Genomic DNA, 16,080 nt, shown 5'->3' on the forward strand with positions numbered 1-16,080 from the left:
CCGCGCGCGGCCAGTCATTTTGGATGCACCGTGATGAAAACACGCTGGACATGGTTCCACACCTGGGCGTCACCGAAGGGCTTCTACGCCTTCAGCGGGCGCCTGCTGCCGTGGCTGGCCGGGGCCGCGACGCTGCTGTTGCTGATCGGCATCGTCTGGGGCCTGGCTTTTGCGCCCGAGGACTACCAGCAAGGCAACAGCTTCCGCATCATCTACATCCACGTGCCCGCCGCGATGCTGGCGCAGTCGTGCTACGTGCTGCTGGCGGTGGCAGGCGTGATCGGGCTGGTGTGGCAGATCAAGCTGGCGGACGTCGCCTTGCAGTGCGCAGCGCCCATCGGTGCCTGGATGACCGCGCTGGCGCTGCTCACCGGGGCGATCTGGGGCAAGCCGACCTGGGGCAGCTGGTGGGTCTGGGATGCGCGCCTGACCTCGATGCTGATCCTGCTGTTCCTGTACGTCGGCATCATCGCCCTGGGTCAGGCCATCAGCCACCGCGACAGCGCCGGCAAGGCCTGCGCAGTGCTGGCGATCGTCGGGGTGGTGAACGTTCCGATCATCAAGTATTCGGTGCAGTGGTGGAACACCCTGCACCAGGGCGCCACCTTCAGCCTGACCGAAAAACCGGCCATGCCGGCTCAGATGTGGTTGCCGCTGCTGTTCACCGTGCTGGGCCTGTATTGCTTCTTCGGTGCGGTGCTGCTGTTGCGCATGCGCCTGGAAGTGCTGCGACGCGAAGCACGGGCGAGTTGGGTGAAGGCCGAGATCGCCCGCTGCCTGGGCCAGGAGACCCCTTCATGAATTTCGCCTCCTTCAGTGATTTTCTCGCCATGGGCCGCCATGGCCTGTACGTCTGGTCGGCCTATGGCCTGTGCCTGGCGGTGCTGGCGATCAACGTCGCGGCGCCGCTCTGGGCGCGCCGCCGTCACCTGCGCGACGAAGCGCGCCGTCTGCGCCGGGAGCGTGCTCGATGACACCACACCGCAGGAAACGCCTGGTCCTGATCGCCGCGCTGCTGCTCGGCGTGAGCCTGGCCGTGGGCTTCGCCCTGACGGCCTTGCAGCAGAACATCAACCTGTTCTACACCCCGACTCAGATCGCCGACGGCGAGGCGCCCCACGGCACGCGCATTCGCGCCGGGGGCATGGTCGAGAAGGGCTCGGTGCAGCGTTCGGCCGATTCGCTGGACGTGCGCTTCGTGGTGACCGACTTCCACCGCTCGGTGGCGATCACCTACCGCGGCATCCTGCCGGACCTGTTCCGGGAAGGGCAGGGCATCGTCGCGCTGGGCAAGCTGGGTACCGACGGCGTCGTGGTCGCCGACGAAGTGCTGGCCAAGCATGACGAGACCTACATGCCACCGGAAGTCACCCAGGCGCTCAAGAACAGTGGCCAGGCGTCCACCGCCGCGCAGGCCCGCCCATGAACGCGACCTTGCTCGTGCCCGAACTGGGCCAGCTGGCGATGATCCTGGCGCTCTGCTTCGCCGCCGTGCAGGCCAGCCTGCCGCTGATCGGCGCCTGGCGCATGGACCGCCTGTGGATGGGGCTGGCGCGCCCGGCCGCCTGGGGCCAGTTCGGGGGGCTGGTGGTGGCGTTCGCCTGCCTGACCCAGGCTTTCCTGACCGACAACTTCTCGGTCGCCTACGTCGCCAACAATTCCAACAGCGCCTTGCCCTGGTACTACAAGTTCAGCGCCGTCTGGGGCGCCCACGAGGGCTCGCTGCTGCTCTGGGCACTGATCCTCGGCGGCTGGACCTTCGCCGTCTCGGTGTGCTCGCGGCAGTTGCCGCAGGTCATGCTGGCGCGGGTGCTGGCGGTGATGGGGATGATCAGCGTGGGCTTCCTGACGTTCCTGATCGCCACCTCCAACCCCTTCGAGCGCCTGCTGCCGCAGATGCCGGCCAACGGCCGCGACCTCAACCCGCTGTTGCAGGACATCGGCCTGATCGTGCACCCGCCGATGCTGTACATGGGCTACGTCGGTTTCTCGGTGGCCTTCGCCTTCGCCATCGCCGCCTTGCTCGGCGGCCGTCTGGACGCGGCCTGGGCACGCTGGTCGCGCCCGTGGACCCTGGTGGCCTGGGCCTTTCTCGGCATCGGCATCACCTTGGGGTCCTGGTGGGCGTACTATGAACTGGGCTGGGGCGGCTGGTGGTTCTGGGACCCGGTGGAAAACGCCTCGTTCATGCCCTGGCTGGTGGGCACCGCCCTGGTGCATTCGCTGGCAGTGACCGAAAAGCGCGGGGTGTTCAAGAGCTGGACGGTACTGCTGGCGATCGCGGCGTTCTCGCTGAGCCTGCTGGGGACCTTCCTGGTGCGCTCCGGGGTGCTGACCTCGGTGCACGCGTTCGCTGCCGACCCGTCCCGGGGCGTGTTCATCCTGGCCTTCCTGCTGTGCGTGGTCGGCGGTTCGCTGACCTTGTTCGCCGTGCGTGCACCGGTGGTCAAGAGCCACATCCGCTTCGCCCTGTGGTCGCGCGAGGCGCTGTTGCTGGCCAACAACCTGCTCTTGGTGGTGGCGGCGTCGATGATCCTACTCGGCACCCTGTACCCCTTGATCCTCGATGCCCTGACCGGAGCCAAGCTGTCGGTGGGTCCGCCGTATTTCGACGCCCTGTTCCTGCCGTTGATGGCCTTGCTGATGCTGGTGCTGGGCCTCGGCGTGCTGGTGCGCTGGAAGGACACGCCAGGCCGTTGGCTGGCGGGCATGCTGACCCCGGTGCTGCTCGGCAGTGCGCTGCTGGCGCCACTGGGCAGCCTGCTGGTCGGTGATTTCGCCTGGCCGGTGGCGAGTACCGTGGCGCTGGCCGCCTGGATGGTGCTCGGCGGAGTCCGCGACGTGCTCGACAAGACGCGCCACACGGGCCGACTGGCCGGCTTGCGGCGCCTGCCACGCAGCTACTGGGGCATGCAGGTGGCGCACCTGGGGCTGGCGGTCTGTGCGCTCGGCGTGGTGCTGTCCAGCCATGGCAGTGCCGAACGCGACCTGCGCCTGGCGCCGGGCGAAGACGTCACCCTGGCCGGGTACGTGTTCCACTTCGAGGGCGCTGCGCACGCCGAAGGGCCGAACTTCGTGGCCGACCGAGGCACCCTGCGGGTCACCCGTGACGGCCATGAGGTCGCCGTGCTGCACCCGGAGAAACGTCTGTACAGCGTTCAGCGCTCGGTGATGACCGAGGCGGGCATCGATGCCGGCTTCACCCGTGATCTCTACGTCGCCCTCGGCGAGCCGTTGGAGAACGGCGCCTGGGCGGTGCGCATCCACGTCAAGCCGTACGTGCGCTGGATCTGGCTGGGCGGACTGCTGACCGGGCTGGGTGGTCTGCTGGCGGCATTCGACCGGCGTTACCGGGCCAAGGTGACGGCGCGCGTGCGCGAAGGCTTGAACCTGTCTGGAGCGACGGCATGAAGCGTTGGATGAAAGCGGTGCCGCTGGTGGCGTTCCTGCTGCTGGCCGGGGTGTTGTACAAAGGGCTGTTCCTCAAGCCCGACGCGCTGCCGTCCGCGCTGCTCGGCAAGCCGTTCCCGGCGTTTTCGCTGCCGGCCGTGCAAGGCGAGCGGACCGTGACCGAGGCCGATCTGATCGGCCGTCCGGCGCTGGTCAACGTCTGGGGCACCTGGTGTCCGTCGTGCAAGGTCGAGCACCCGTTCCTGAACCAGCTGGCCGAGCAGGGCGTGCTGATCCATGGCATCGACTACAAGGACGATGTGGCCGCGGCCCAGGCCTGGCTGCGCGACTTCCACGACCCCTATGCGCTGAACGTGCGCGACGACGCGGGCACCCTCGGCCTGAACCTGGGGGTGTATGGCGCGCCGGAAACCTTCCTGATCGATGCCCGCGGCATCATCCGTCACCGCCATGTCGGGGTGATCGACGCCACGGTCTGGCGCGAACAGCTGGCGCCGCTGTACCAGGCTCTGGTCGACGAGGCGCGGCCATGAGGCGCTGGCTGGCGGCCCTGGTGCTGGGCCTGGGGCTGGTCGGGACGGTGCAGGCCGCGATCGACACCTACCGCTTTCGCGACGACGCCGAGCGGGCACGCTACCAGCAGCTGACCCGCGAACTGCGCTGCCCCAAGTGCCAGAACCAGGACATCGCCGACTCCAACGCGCCGATTGCCGCCGACCTGCGCCGCGAGATCTTCCGGTTGCTGGGCGAGGGCCAGAGCAACGCGCAGATCGTCGCGTTCATGGTCGATCGCTATGGCGACTTCGTGCGCTACAAGCCGGCCCTGACGCCGCGGACCTGGCTGCTCTGGTTCGGCCCCGGCGTGCTGCTGGTCGCTGGCGCCATCACGCTGGTACTGCGGGTGCGCCAGCGTCGGACGCCGACAGCGGACGAGGCCTCGACCCTTTCACCCGAAGAGCGCGAGCGGCTGTCCCGGCTGCTCGACAGGAAGACCGACCGATGATCGAGTTATGGCTGAGCGCCGGCCTGCTGTTGCTGGTGGCCCTGGGCATGCTGCTGGTGCCCGTGCTGCGCGACCGGGGGGGCCATGCCGAGGTGGACCGCACCGCGGTCAACGTCGAGGCCTACCAGGCACGTGTCGCCGAACTCGAAGCCCAGCAGCAGGCGGGCTTGCTCGACGAGGGGCAGGTGCAGCACGGGCGCGACGAGGCAGCCCGTGAACTGTTGACCGACGCCGACCAGGCCGAGCCCGAGCGCCCCATGCGCCTGGGCCGTGCCGTGCCCCTGGCGGCGGCGCTGCTGGTGCCATTGGCCGCGCTGGGCCTGTACCTGCACGTCGGGGCGGCCGATCGGGTCGCGCTGACCCAGTCCTTCGCCCACCCACCCAAGACGCTGCAGGAGATGACGTCGCGCCTGGAGCGTACCGTCGCCGTGCAGCCCGATTCGGTGGAAAGCCTGTACTTCCTGGGCCGTGCCTACATGGCCGAACAGCGGTTCGGTGACGCCGCCCAGGCCTTCGAGCGGGCCGCGGCGCTGAGCGGGACCCAGCCCGAACTGCTGGGGCAGTGGGCCCAGGCCGTGTATTTCGCCGCCGGCAAGCGCTGGAGCCCACAGGTGCAGGCGCTGACCGACCAGGCACTCAAGGCCGACCCGGGCGAGCCTACCAGCCTGGGGTTGCTCGGCATCGCGGCCTTCGAACGCCAGCGGTACGCCGACGCAATCACCTACTGGACGCGCCTGCTGGCCACGCTGCCCGCAGACGATGCCGCGCGCGCGGCCCTGCAGGGCGGCATCGACCGGGCGAGCGCGAAGCTCGCGGGTGAGGGTGCCGATGCAAGGCCTGCCTCGGCCGTCGAGGGCCCACGCCTGACGGTGCAGGTCAGCCTGGCCCCGGCGCTCGTGGGCAAGGTGAAACCACAGGACAGCGTGTACATCTTCGCCCGTGCCGTGGACGGGCCACCCATGCCGGTGGCGGCCAAGCGGGTCACGGTGGCGCAGTTGCCGGTCGAGGTCACCCTGACCGACGCCGATGCCATGCTGAGCGGGATGAAACTGTCCACGGCCGGGCCAGTCCAACTGTTTGCTCGCGTGTCCCGTGCCGGCCAGCCGACCCAAGGCGAGTGGATCGGGCAGGGCGCGCCGCTGTCCTCCGACGTTCGCGAGGTGCAGCACCTGACCATCGACCGTCCCGATACCCGAGAACTCCGCCCATGAACCGTGCTCTTCGCCTGACCCTGATCACCCTGGCCATCGGGCTGTCCGCCTGTACCACGCACCGACCTGCCGAACCGCCTGCGCCGCCGATCGACAAGGCGCCGCCGGCGGGCCCGGTGGTCAAGCCGCTGCCCGGTGGCAAGCCGACGCCACCACCGAGCGCGCCTGCCGCCAAGCCCAAGCCGTTGCCCCGCACCTCCGCCAGCTTCGCGCCGCCACCGGGTGGCGCCAGCCATTGGGACCCGAAAATGGGGGTCTATGTGCTGGAGAAGCAGCCCAATACGTTCTACCGTCAGCGCACCTACTATCGTTGGAACGACGGCTGGAGCTGGTCCACCAGCCCCGATGGCCCTTGGCAGGCGACCGACAGCAGCGGTGTACCAGGTGGCCTGGGCCGGGCTTTCGCCCAGTGACCTGAGCGGCGCATACTGCCACCTTCCCTGAACCGGAGGTGGCATGCGCAAGACGATCCTGGTACTGGTCGAAACCGTCGACGACTACCTTCCCCTGCTCGAGCAGGCCGGCTATCAGCTACTGCGCGCGCCCACGGCCGCATTGCGCCAGACCTTCATCGCAACCCATGCCGCGCAGATCGACGCCGTGCTGACCCGTGGCCCGCTGGGTCTGACTGCCCAGGAAATCGCAGCGCTACCCGCGTTGAAGATCATCTGCGTGATCGGTGCCGGCTACGAGCAGGTCGACCTGGCGGCGGCCGCCGCCCGCGGCATCACCGTGACCAACGGCGCCGGGGCCAATGCCGGCACGGTGGCCGATCATGCCCTGGCCATGCTGCTGGGCCTGCTGCGCGACATCCCCCGGGCCGATGCCAGCACCCGGCAGGGGGAGTGGCGCCGGGTGATTCGCCCATCGGTCTCCGGCAAGCGCCTGGGCGTCCTGGGCATGGGCGCCGTGGGGCAGGCGATCGCCCGGCGTGCGGCGCAAGGCTTCGACATGCCGGTGAGCTACTGCACCCGCACCTGCCACGAAAACCTGCCCTACACCTGGTACGACAGCCCGTTGGCGCTGGCAGCGGCAGTGGACGTTCTGGTGGTCGCAACGCCTGGGGGCGCAGCGACCCGGCACCTGGTCGACGCCGCCGTACTCGGTGCACTGGGGCCGCACGGCTACCTGGTCAACATCGCCCGGGCCAGCGTCGTCGATACCGACGCTTTGGTCGAGGCCCTGCGCGCAAAGACGCTGGCGGGCGCGGCGCTGGACGTGTTCGACGAGGAGCCCCAGGTGCCCGACGCGCTCAAGGCGCTCGACCGCACCGTGCTGACCCCGCACGTGGCCGGGCAGTCACCCGAGGCGGCCCACGACACCGTCGCCCTGGTGGTGCGCAACCTGCAGGCATTCTTCGCCGGTGAGCCGGTACTGACCCCTGTGAAGGGCTGAGCGCCGGCCGGCTTGCCAAACCGGCGTATTCCTGCGAAAACGACGGCCTTCGAACCCGCAGGCAGACAGACCATGAATGACACCGTGCAGTGCACCGATCTCGTCGAAGGCGACGGCAAGGCAGTGGTCAAGGGCGCCCTGATCACCACCCACTACACCGGCTGGCTGGCCGATGGCACTGAATTCGACTCATCCGCTTCGCGGGGCAAGCCGTTCCAATGCGTGATCGGCACCGGGCGCGTGATCAAGGGCTGGGACCTGGGCCTGATGGGCATGCGCGTCGGCGGCAAACGCCGTTTGCAGGTACCGGCTGCACTGGGCTACGGCGAGCGCTCGGTGGGGCGCATTCCAGCGCATTCGGACCTCACCTTCGAGATCGAGCTGCTCGAGGTGCTCACCCGCGACGATTGACGGTTCGTCGGAAAACGTCGGTCAGGTGCTGTCTTAAAGCCTTAATACGAAGCGATTACGCTCGTTCGTGCTCAAGGATGATCGTTCAGGGCTGAACCAAGTGGGCATTCTCGACTCTCACGCTCGCATCGCCGCACGGAAGCGGCCTTTGGCCTGATGCAGGAGGTGGTCAGGCCGACCTTTCCCATTCGCTGAAAAGAGTTATCCCCCATGACGTTACCTGCGTTTCTGCGTCGTCACCGTCTTGCGTTCACCGGCCTGCTGGCACTTGGCCTCGCAGCGCCTGTGGCTGTCGAAGCCCTGCAAAGGCTGGACAAGCCGGTCGATGGCACCCAGACCCTGGTCTTCATGCGCCACGCCGAGAAACCCGGCGAAGGGCTCGGCCAACTCAACTGCCAGGGCCTCAACCGCGCCATCGACCTGGCGACGTTGCTGCCCGAGAAGTTCGGCAAGGCCGACTACGTGTTCGCCGCCGACCCCACCCGGCACGTGGAAGAGGGCAGCGAGGATGCACGCTACAGCTACATCCGTCCGCTGATGACCATCAGCCCCAGCGCCATCAAGCTGGGCCTGCCGGTGAACATCGATTTCGGCGCCAACGACTACGCCGACCTGGCCGACGAGCTGCTGAGCGAGAAGTACCGCAATGCCACGGTCTACACGGCCTGGTCCAGCGGGTATCTGCCCGAGCTGATCAACACCGTCGCCGGCAAGGCCCTGGGCGAGGAACGGGTCGTGACCCAGAACTGGAAGGGGGACGATTTCGACACGCTCTATGTGCTGACGCTGACCTGGCACGATGGCAAGGCCAGCCTGCTCAGCCGCAACGTGCGTCAGGGGCTCAATGACGGTGCCCAGGGATGTCCGACCTGAGCCGGGCAAGCGCAGTCCACCCTGTGGGGCTTGCCCGCGATGCAGGCGGCGCCTGGCCGGGCCCTATCGCGGGCAAGCCCGCTCCCACCGGCCCTCATTCCAGGCAACTGCCCCGTATCAGCCCACTGACTGGCCCCCTGTGGGAGCGGGCTTGCCCGCGATGGCGTCCGGCCCATCACCGCCTGCATCGCGGGCAAGCCTCTCATAGAGCATAAAATAAGTTGTTGATTTAAAAGCAAATAATTATAAAAATTTGTGGGCCCTGCGGGCCCAGGAATCGATCAGCAACACAGCACTGAGCACTGCCAGCTATCGCCATGTTCTCTGCGCGGCAGCGCGGCGCCAAGGCGGCGGGCGGACTCCTACGGAGGAATGATTGGGCGCATCAGTGCAAGGCGCAGCAGAAAGCCGCCGCGTGCTTGCCGCCTCCAGCCGTCAGCCTTGCTAGAATGCATCCCCTTTTCCCAGCCGCGACCCCGCCATGCCTTCCGCTATCCACACCCTCGAGCAGCACCTGCTCGCTGCTCTCGATCCCGCGCCGAGCGAAACCCGTCGCCTGTTCCACGGCCGTGGCCGCTGCTGGCCTGATCTGGAGCAGATCACCGTCGACTGGCTGCAAGGGGTGCTGCTGGTCGGCCTGTTCCGCGAGCCACCGCCCGGTCAGCTCGATGCCCTGCAGGCCATGCTCCTGCGCCTGACCGAGCAGCCGGTATGGACTGGCCAGGCCATCTTGATCCAGCACCGCTACCTGCCGGACAGCCCCGGACACTGGCTGCGGGGCGAGCCTCAGCCGCAACGCGAGGTGGTGGAAGATGGCCTGCGCTACCTGCTGGACCTGGGCGTGCGGCAGAACAGCGGGTTGTTCCTCGACATGCGCCTGGGCCGGCGCTGGGTGCGCGAGCAGTCGGCCGGGCGACGGGTGCTGAACCTGTTCGCCTACACCTGCGGCTTTTCCGTAGCGGCCATCGCCGGCGGTGCCGAGCAGGTCGTCAACCTCGACATGGCCAAGTCAGCCCTGGCGCGAGGGCGCGAGAACCATCGCCTCAACGGCCATGATGCCTCGCGCGTCGCCTACCTGGGCCATGAGCTGTTCAAGTCCTGGGGCAAGGTGCGCAAGTACGGGCCGTACGACCTGATCATCATCGACCCTCCGACGTTCCAGCGGGGCAGCTTTGTGCTGACCCAGGACTACGCCAAGATCCTGCGTCGGTTGCCGGAGCTGTTGAGCGAAGGCGGGACCGTGCTGGCCTGCGTCAACGACCCTGGGATCGGTCAGGACTTTCTCATCGACGGCATGGCCGAGCATGCGCCGACGTTGCACTTCGTCGAGCGCCTGGCCAACCCGCCGGAGTTTCCGGACGCCGACCCCCAGGGCGGCCTCAAGGCGCTGGTCTTCCAGCGCTGAGACGTCGACGGTTCACCCCTGGACCGCCTCCCCGCGCAGGGCAGGCGGCAGCGGATAGAGCTGGGCGAAGCTGACGTCGCCGGTCTGGTCCACGCGTTTTTTCAGGCGCTCGTTGAAGGCGCGGCTGACCGTGTACTGCCCCCCGGAGATGGTGCGGAACTGCGCGGTCAGCACGAAGCCGTTGAGGTCCATGCGGTCCACGCCGAAGACCTGCAGCGGGCCTTGCAGGTTGATCTTCAGCAGCGGGTCCTCGCTGATCGAGTGGCCCACTTCATGGATCAGCTCCAGGGCCTTGTCCACGTCACTGTCGTAGGTGAACTGCACCGAGAAGAACGCGTAGGCGAACTGCCGCGACTGGTTGGTGACCGCCTTGATCTGGCCGAACGGCACCGAATGCACGAAGCCCTTGCCGTCGCGCAGCCGCAGTGTGCGGATCGTCAGGCTCTCGACCGTGCCGGCGTGCCCCGAGTCGAGCACCACCCAGTCGCCGATGGCAATGGTGTCCTCGATCAGGATGAACAGCCCGGTGATCACGTCTTGTACCAGCTGCTGCGACCCGAAGCCGATGGCCAGCCCGACCACCCCGGCCCCGGCCAGCAACGGGGCGACGTTGATGCCCAGGTTGGCCATGGTGGTGATGGTGCAGATCACCACCAGGATGATCTTGATGGCGTTGCGCAGCATCGGCAGGATGGTGCGCACGCGGGTGCTCGGCTGGCGCGAGGCGCGGCGTCCGACGGCGGGCTTGAGCGCCTCCTGGATGGCGGTGTCGAGCACCACCCAGAGCAGCCAGGTCACCAGCAGGATCAGGCCGATGCTGCTCAGCGAGTCGCTGATCGCTCGGCCCAGGCGATTGCTCAGCGCGAAGTCGATGACCGAGACACCCCAGATGCGCCCGAGCAGCTCGATGAAGGTGACCGCCATGGCGATCCTCAGCACCGCATGAGCCAGGCTGCGCAGCAGTTCCTTGTAGGGGCGGGCACGTTGGTTGAGGTCGGTCTTGCGTGGCGCGAACAGGTGTTGCAGGACCGTGCTGAGAAACACCGTGCCCACCAGCAGCACGGTGGTCAGCAGGGCATTCTGCAGCGCACGCTGGCTTTCTTCACCGGCGCCGATCAGGTGCACCGCCGACACCAGGATCATCAGCAGGATCGGCAGGTACCAGAGGGTGGAGAATATCCGCAGCGTCTCCTGCACGGCGCGGTGCTGCAGGCGGTCCTTGAGGTCGCGGTTGCGGATCAGGTGCGCCACCGGGCGGCGCAGGCGAATCACCAGGCTGGCGAAGATCAGCGTGGCCACCAGGCCGGTGCACACGGCGATGCTGCCGGTGAGGTTGGTGCCAAGCTGGCGGGCGATCTGCGGGCTGGTCAGCGCATCGCTCCAGGCTGCTAGGAAGCCGATCATGAACAGGGGGCGCGGCGCCAGCCGACGGATCACGCCGACGGCGGCACGCTTGTGGCCGGCGTCGAACAGCACGATCAGGCACAGCACGATCGAGGTCGAGAACAGCCCGCTGCTGGTCGCGTAGGCCAGGCTCAGGCCTGAAGCGCGTGCCACCGACGGGTCCAGGTAGCGGCTGGCGTACAGGGTCAGTGGCAGGCTGGCCAGTGCGGGGAGGGTGAAGGGCAGCAGATAGCTCAGCAGGCCCTCGATGCGGGGGCGCTTGGCCAGCCAGGGGCGACGGCGAGCGCGCTGGAAGAGCCAGCGGCCAATGCCGGTCAGCACGGCGAAACTGGCGACCCAGGCCAGGGTGACGAGCAGGAAGTCACCGATCAGGCCCAGCCCGTCGTTACCTGCATGGCGGTCGACCAGGCGCTCCACTTCCTTGGCAGCGCGGTCGGTACGCACACGCCAGGCATCCACCAGGTGCGCGTCCAGGTCGAGGTCGTCGGCTGCGGTGTCCAGGCCATCGGCCAGGGCGCCGAGCAGCCCGCCCTGGACGACCGGGGCCGGTTCCTCGGCAGGGGCGTCGGCCGGGGCCGGGTCGGCCGCCAGCAGGCGCGTGCTCAGCAAGAGACCGAACAGCAGGGTGATGAGTGAACGCGGCACGGGAGGACTCCTTGGACCGGTGCGGGGGAACGGGTTATCCAAGGAAACTGAGGGTGGGGGCGTGGGAAAGTTCGATGAGGGGGCAGGGCGGGTCGCATCGGGTGGTCAGTGGGCAAGCCCCTCACTGCGGTGAGCGTGGACCACACGGTGCCGGGTTTTGCGGCCCCTGGCGGGCCCGATCGCGGTCAGAGCCAGGAGGCGCATGGTGTGGACGGCATGACTGATCCGACAGAACGGAACACTACTTTGTAGGCGTGGGCGTGGGCGTGGGCTTGCCGGCGATGCAGGCGGTGACGGACCGGACGCCATCGCGGGCAAGCCCGCTCCCACAGGCCTGTGGGAGCCGGTCTCACTGCGGTGTGGCTATGGGTAAGCGTTCCTCACAATGAGTAGGTCACGCAGGAAAAGCCCCGGCTGACCTGGCAATGCCCCCATGGCTCAAGAACGCTGGCTCGACGTTGCCTCACTGCCCGCCATAGATCTGGTCGAACACGCCGCCGTCGTTGAAGTGGGTCTTCTGCACCGTGCGCCAGTCACCGAAGGTCTTTTCCACCGACAGGAAGTCCACCTTCGGGAAGCGGTCGGTGTACTTGGCCAGCACCGTCGCATCCCGCGGACGCAGGTAGTTCTGCGCGGCGATCTCCTGGGCGGCCGGCGACCACAGGTACTTCAGGTACTCCTCGGCCACGGCCCGGGTGCCCTTCTTGTCCACCACCTTGTCGACCACGCTGACCGGTGGCTCGGCTTCGGCGGACACGCTCGGGTAGACCACCTCGAACTGATCGCGACCGAACTCGCGGGCGATCATCTCGGCCTCGTTCTCGAACGTCACCAGCACGTCGCCGATCTGGTTGGTCATGAACGTGGTGGTGGCGGCGCGGCCTCCAGTGTCGAGGACCGGCGCCTGCCTGAACAGCTTGCCGACGAAGTCCCGGGCCTTGGCTTCGTCACCGCCGGTCTTGAGCACGTAGCCCCAGGCCGAGAGGTAGGTGTAGCGACCGTTGCCCGAGGTCTTGGGGTTGGGCACGATCACCTGGACACCGTCCTTGAGCAGGTCCGGCCAGTCCTTGAGTGCCTTGGGGTTGCCCTTGCGCACGATGAACACCGTGGCCGAGGTGAACGGCGCGCTGTGGTTGGGCAGGCGGGTCACCCAGTCGTCCGGGACGAGCTGGCCGTGGTCCACCAGTGCATTGATGTCGGTGGCCATGTTCATGGTGATCACGTCCGCCGGCAGGCCGTCGATGACCGCGCGCGCCTGCTTGCTCGAGCCGCCGAAGGACATCTGCACGTTGGCCTTCTCGTGGTGCTCGGCCTCCCAGTGCTTCTGGAACGCCGGGTTGTAGTCCTTGTAGAAGTCGCGCATTACGTCGTACGAGACGTTGAGCAGGGTAGGAGCAGCCTGGGCCAGGTTGCCGAGCGCAAGGCCGGCGACCAGCAACGAAGCGCTGAAGAGTCTTTTCACGACGCGTTCCTTGTTCGAGGGAGAAGGGCGATGGTCCGCGACTATAGCGGTTGGCCATCGCCCTTATAAAGACCGAAACGTGCTGTGCTTATTCGGTCTTGCGAAACAGCGCGCTGCCACAGCGGGCGCAGAAGGCGGCGCTGGGCTCGTGCTGCGGCTTGGCGCAGCTCGGGCAGTCGTGCACCAGTTGCCCCGGGCGCATGGCGCTGGCCAGTTCTGCCGTGAAGATCCCGGTGGGCACGGCGATGATCGAGTAACCGGTGATCATCACCAGCGACGACAGCACCTGGCCCAGTGGCGTGGTCGGCACGATGTCGCCGAAGCCTACGGTGGTCAGCGTCACGATGGCCCAATAGATGCCCTTGGGAATGCTGGTGAACCCATGCTCCGGGCCTTCGATCACGTACATCAGGGTGCCGAACACCGTAACCAGCGTCGAGACGCTGACCAGGAAGACGATGATCTTCTGCTTGCTGCCGTGCAAGGCGGTCAGCAGATAGTTGGCCTGGTTAAGGTAGGGGCCGAGCTTGAGGATCCGGAAGATCCGCAGCATGCGGATCACGCGGATGATCAGCAGGTACTGCGCATCGCTGTAGTACAGCGCGATGATGCCCGGCACGATCGCCAGCAGGTCGACCAGGCCGTAGAAACTGAAGGCGTAGCGCAGTGGCTTGGGCGAACAGTACAGGCGCGTCAGGTATTCGAGCAGGAAGACCGTGGTGAACCCCCACTCGATGCCGGCCAGCACATGGGCGTAGTTGCGGTGCACCGAATCGATGCTGTCGAGGATGACCGTGACCAGGCTGGCGAGGATGAGCAGCAGCAAGGCTTTGTCGAAACGGCGGCCGGCGGTGTTGTCGTTCTGGAAGACGACGATGTAGAGGCGTTCGCGCAAGGAGAGTGAGGAGGACATGAAAGCACAGGTTCCAAAGACAGAACCGCAAGGCTAGAAGTGGAGCAAGGTCCGTGGCAAGCGTTTCAAACCGGCAGAATTGATAGAAATGTCAGTTTCGCGTGCACGACGATTTCCTCATGCTACAGACTCATCGACAAGGTAGGGCCTAGTCATGAAGATGAGAGACTGCACGTGGTCGAACCGTTTCTACCTGCACGACCGTTTCGTTGCCGAGGTGGGCGCCAGGAACCGTCGATTGGTGTGGGCAAGCGACAGCCCAGTGGCTGCTTGTGATCACCGGGTGCGACTGCTGGAAACGGACGGGGATGGATCGTTGCTCAGGCCGTCTGACACAGGTGCAGGCCTGGCCTATACCCCTCATGGCCATGCCAGCGGCTTGCTGCGCGATATACCCTGCGGCTTCAATGGCCAGCGGTTGGAGCACGCGATGCACGGCTACGCCTTGGGCAACGGCAAGCGGTTCTACTGTCCAAGCTTGCAGCGTTTCTTGCAGCCCGACCGGATGAGCCCCTTTCTGGCGGGTGGGCTCAATGCCTATGCGTATTGCCAGGGAGATCCCGTCAATCGAGCGGATCCCAGCGGCCATCTTCCTCAGATGAAGTCACCGGCTGCGCCGAAGATCCTGCCGGTGGCTCGGCATTCAGCGCTGGCTCCACTTTTCACACGCGATCTTCCGCCAGAAAAAGGCCGCATACGACTCACGTGGACGGGCGTACAGGTGGGCGTGCGCTGGTCCGACATCCAGCAGGCACTCCGTTCCTCGCGCTTGAGCCTTTCCAATCAGGGGCTTCGTGCCAGCATCCCTCTGGACAACATGTTCAGTGAGTTCGTAGGTGGTCACATGCAGATAAGCAAGAACGGCATTCAGCTCGAGGTGCCCACCTTCAAGGTGGCTACCACCGTGCGCAATGTCTCGACAGAGCCGCTCGCCGGAGCACTGAATGTCTCCGTTCCGTACGCCACGTTGTTGCAGTCGCAGAAGCGTATTTCATCGACGCGTACGACCATTGACATGGATTGGAAAACGGCAGGTCGCATAATGCTTGACAATGTCGCTGAAAAGATCAGATCACCAACGTCTGGCTGATCCGAGCTCCTGGCGTCAGTACAGCCCACTGTCTCATGACTGCGGTCCACGGTCTCGTCCAGGTCTCAGCCAGCCCAACCCATCCTCGGTGCGGCCCCGAGGGTGATATTCCGCGCCGATCCAGCCCGAGTAACCGATGCGCTCCAGATGATCGAACAGAAAACGATGATTGATCTCCCCGGTACCCGGTTCATGGCGTCCCGGTGTGTCGGCCAACTGGACATGGCCGATCCGGTCCAGGTGGGTCTGGAGCGTTTGGGCCAAGTCACCTTCCATGATCTGCATGTGATAGAGGTCGTACTGCAGCAGCAGGTTGGCACTGCCGACCTCGGCCTGGATCGCCAGGGCCTGGGCTGTCCGGTTGAGATAGAACCCCGGCACGTCACGGGTGTTGATCATCTCCATGAGCAGCGTGATCCCGGCGTCTTGCAATGCATCTACCGCATAGCGCAGGTTGTCGACGAACGTACGCTGCACCAGCGCGTCGTCCCGGTTCGTGGGACGTATCCCTGCCAGGCAATTGATCTGCTGGGTGCCCAGGACCTTGGCATAGGCCATGGCCGTATGCACCCCGGCGCGGAATTCTTCGATGCGGTCCGGGTGACAGGCGATGCCGCGCTCCCCACGCGCCCAATCGCCTGCCGGCAGGTTGAACAGCACCAGGGGCAGGCCATGGCGGTCCAGGCGCTCACGGATCTGCCTGGCGTCGAAAGCATAAGGAAACTGGCATTCCACACCGTCGAACCCGGCCTTGGCGGCGGCTTCGAAACGGGACAGGAAGTCCACTTCGGTAAAGAGCAAGGTCACATTGGCGGCGATGCGCATCATTCGTCTTCTGCCTGGTGAAGGGGTGACGG

At 66.4% G+C, this 16,080-nt stretch carries 17 protein-coding genes; 13 read left to right on the forward strand and 4 right to left on the reverse strand.

Features of this window, described 5'->3' with window-relative positions; translation table 11 throughout:
• Positions 1-33: 33 nt before the first annotated feature.
• From G7Z99_RS02345 to G7Z99_RS02400, 12 genes are all read left to right on the forward strand, one after another.
• Positions 34-801, forward strand: a complete 768-nt coding sequence (locus G7Z99_RS02345) for a heme ABC transporter permease (protein ID WP_181091675.1) — start codon at positions 34-36, stop codon at positions 799-801.
• Entirely contained in the window at positions 798-974 is a 177-nt protein-coding gene (ccmD, locus tag G7Z99_RS02350) for a heme exporter protein CcmD (protein WP_181091677.1), read from the forward strand. Before G7Z99_RS02345 ends, ccmD begins: the two co-directional genes overlap by 4 nt.
• Positions 971-1,426 (forward strand): cytochrome c maturation protein CcmE, encoded by a 456-nt coding sequence (ccmE, locus tag G7Z99_RS02355; RefSeq protein WP_181091679.1) that lies wholly within the window; start codon positions 971-973, stop codon positions 1,424-1,426. Before ccmD ends, ccmE begins: the two co-directional genes overlap by 4 nt.
• Entirely contained in the window at positions 1,423-3,411 is a 1,989-nt protein-coding gene (locus tag G7Z99_RS02360) for a heme lyase CcmF/NrfE family subunit (protein WP_181091681.1), read from the forward strand. The genes ccmE and G7Z99_RS02360 overlap by 4 nt, the downstream gene beginning before the upstream one ends.
• Positions 3,408-3,944 carry a DsbE family thiol:disulfide interchange protein gene (locus tag G7Z99_RS02365; protein ID WP_181091683.1) on the forward strand — a complete coding sequence of 179 codons (537 nt, stop codon included), beginning with the start codon at positions 3,408-3,410 and terminating at the stop codon, positions 3,942-3,944. Before G7Z99_RS02360 ends, G7Z99_RS02365 begins: the two co-directional genes overlap by 4 nt.
• On the forward strand, positions 3,941-4,414 hold the full coding sequence (locus G7Z99_RS02370) for a cytochrome c-type biogenesis protein (protein WP_181091685.1): 474 nt from the start codon (positions 3,941-3,943) through the stop codon (positions 4,412-4,414). Before G7Z99_RS02365 ends, G7Z99_RS02370 begins: the two co-directional genes overlap by 4 nt.
• Positions 4,411-5,625: a c-type cytochrome biogenesis protein CcmI gene (gene ccmI / locus G7Z99_RS02375; protein ID WP_181091687.1), complete on the forward strand. Its 1,215-nt coding sequence runs from the start codon at positions 4,411-4,413 to the stop codon at positions 5,623-5,625. The genes G7Z99_RS02370 and ccmI overlap by 4 nt, the downstream gene beginning before the upstream one ends.
• Positions 5,622-6,038, forward strand: coding sequence for a hypothetical protein (locus G7Z99_RS02380; RefSeq protein ID WP_181091689.1), 417 nt, complete (start codon positions 5,622-5,624; stop codon positions 6,036-6,038). The genes ccmI and G7Z99_RS02380 overlap by 4 nt, the downstream gene beginning before the upstream one ends.
• A gap of 43 nt (positions 6,039-6,081) precedes the next feature.
• Complete coding sequence (locus G7Z99_RS02385; protein WP_181091691.1) at positions 6,082-7,020, forward strand: 2-hydroxyacid dehydrogenase; 939 nt, start codon at positions 6,082-6,084, stop codon at positions 7,018-7,020.
• Between the two features lie 72 nt (positions 7,021-7,092).
• The gene (locus tag G7Z99_RS02390) at positions 7,093-7,431 is read left to right on the forward strand and encodes an FKBP-type peptidyl-prolyl cis-trans isomerase (RefSeq protein ID WP_181091693.1); all 339 of its coding nucleotides are present in this window, start codon (positions 7,093-7,095) and stop codon (positions 7,429-7,431) included.
• A 210-nt stretch (positions 7,432-7,641) separates the two neighbouring features.
• A complete protein-coding gene (locus G7Z99_RS02395) occupies positions 7,642-8,304 on the forward strand; it encodes a histidine phosphatase family protein (RefSeq protein WP_181091695.1) in 663 nt (220 codons plus the stop codon).
• 481 nt (positions 8,305-8,785) lie between these two features.
• A complete protein-coding gene (locus G7Z99_RS02400; protein ID WP_181091697.1) occupies positions 8,786-9,709 on the forward strand; it encodes a class I SAM-dependent methyltransferase in 924 nt (307 codons plus the stop codon).
• A 12-nt stretch (positions 9,710-9,721) separates the two neighbouring features.
• Here G7Z99_RS02400 and G7Z99_RS02405 read toward each other — a convergent pair whose 3' ends face one another.
• The 3 genes from G7Z99_RS02405 to G7Z99_RS02415 form a co-directional block, all read right to left on the reverse strand.
• Positions 9,722-11,758 (reverse strand): mechanosensitive ion channel family protein, encoded by a 2,037-nt coding sequence (locus tag G7Z99_RS02405; protein ID WP_181091699.1) that lies wholly within the window; start codon positions 11,756-11,758, stop codon positions 9,722-9,724.
• A 463-nt stretch (positions 11,759-12,221) separates the two neighbouring features.
• A complete protein-coding gene (locus G7Z99_RS02410; protein ID WP_181091700.1) occupies positions 12,222-13,220 on the reverse strand; it encodes a sulfate ABC transporter substrate-binding protein in 999 nt (332 codons plus the stop codon).
• Positions 13,221-13,308: 88 nt separating this feature from the next.
• Complete coding sequence (locus tag G7Z99_RS02415; RefSeq protein WP_181091701.1) at positions 13,309-14,133, reverse strand: ion transporter; 825 nt, start codon at positions 14,131-14,133, stop codon at positions 13,309-13,311.
• 154 nt (positions 14,134-14,287) lie between these two features.
• On the opposite strand from G7Z99_RS02415, the gene G7Z99_RS02420 reads away from it, so the two are divergent.
• Positions 14,288-15,223 carry an RHS repeat-associated core domain-containing protein gene (locus G7Z99_RS02420; protein ID WP_181091702.1) on the forward strand — a complete coding sequence of 312 codons (936 nt, stop codon included), beginning with the start codon at positions 14,288-14,290 and terminating at the stop codon, positions 15,221-15,223.
• 33 nt (positions 15,224-15,256) lie between these two features.
• Here the strand turns inward: G7Z99_RS02420 and hyi are convergent, their stop codons facing one another.
• Positions 15,257-16,051, reverse strand: a complete 795-nt coding sequence (gene hyi / locus G7Z99_RS02425; RefSeq protein WP_181091703.1) for a hydroxypyruvate isomerase — start codon at positions 16,049-16,051, stop codon at positions 15,257-15,259.
• Positions 16,052-16,080 lie beyond the last annotated feature (29 nt).

The organism is Pseudomonas entomophila (assembly GCF_013523165.1).
In the GTDB taxonomy this organism is placed as follows: Bacteria; Pseudomonadota; Gammaproteobacteria; order Pseudomonadales; family Pseudomonadaceae; genus Aquipseudomonas; species Aquipseudomonas entomophila_A.

Coding starts and splice junctions, on each gene's coding strand:
- G7Z99_RS02345 (WP_181091675.1), top strand. CDS start 34: ATGAAAACACGCTGGACATGGTTCCACACCTGGGCGTCACCGAAGGGC.
- G7Z99_RS02370 (WP_181091685.1), top strand. CDS start 3,941: ATGAGGCGCTGGCTGGCGGCCCTGGTGCTGGGCCTGGGGCTGGTCGGG.
- G7Z99_RS02395 (WP_181091695.1), top strand. CDS start 7,642: ATGACGTTACCTGCGTTTCTGCGTCGTCACCGTCTTGCGTTCACCGGC.
- G7Z99_RS02415 (WP_181091701.1), bottom strand. CDS start 14,133: ATGTCCTCCTCACTCTCCTTGCGCGAACGCCTCTACATCGTCGTCTTC.
- G7Z99_RS02380 (WP_181091689.1), top strand. CDS start 5,622: ATGAACCGTGCTCTTCGCCTGACCCTGATCACCCTGGCCATCGGGCTG.
- ccmI (WP_181091687.1), top strand. CDS start 4,411: ATGATCGAGTTATGGCTGAGCGCCGGCCTGCTGTTGCTGGTGGCCCTG.
- G7Z99_RS02420 (WP_181091702.1), top strand. CDS start 14,288: ATGAAGATGAGAGACTGCACGTGGTCGAACCGTTTCTACCTGCACGAC.
- G7Z99_RS02400 (WP_181091697.1), top strand. CDS start 8,786: ATGCCTTCCGCTATCCACACCCTCGAGCAGCACCTGCTCGCTGCTCTC.
- ccmD (WP_181091677.1), top strand. CDS start 798: ATGAATTTCGCCTCCTTCAGTGATTTTCTCGCCATGGGCCGCCATGGC.
- G7Z99_RS02390 (WP_181091693.1), top strand. CDS start 7,093: ATGAATGACACCGTGCAGTGCACCGATCTCGTCGAAGGCGACGGCAAG.
- ccmE (WP_181091679.1), top strand. CDS start 971: ATGACACCACACCGCAGGAAACGCCTGGTCCTGATCGCCGCGCTGCTG.
- hyi (WP_181091703.1), bottom strand. CDS start 16,051: ATGATGCGCATCGCCGCCAATGTGACCTTGCTCTTTACCGAAGTGGAC.
- G7Z99_RS02360 (WP_181091681.1), top strand. CDS start 1,423: ATGAACGCGACCTTGCTCGTGCCCGAACTGGGCCAGCTGGCGATGATC.
- G7Z99_RS02385 (WP_181091691.1), top strand. CDS start 6,082: ATGCGCAAGACGATCCTGGTACTGGTCGAAACCGTCGACGACTACCTT.
- G7Z99_RS02365 (WP_181091683.1), top strand. CDS start 3,408: ATGAAGCGTTGGATGAAAGCGGTGCCGCTGGTGGCGTTCCTGCTGCTG.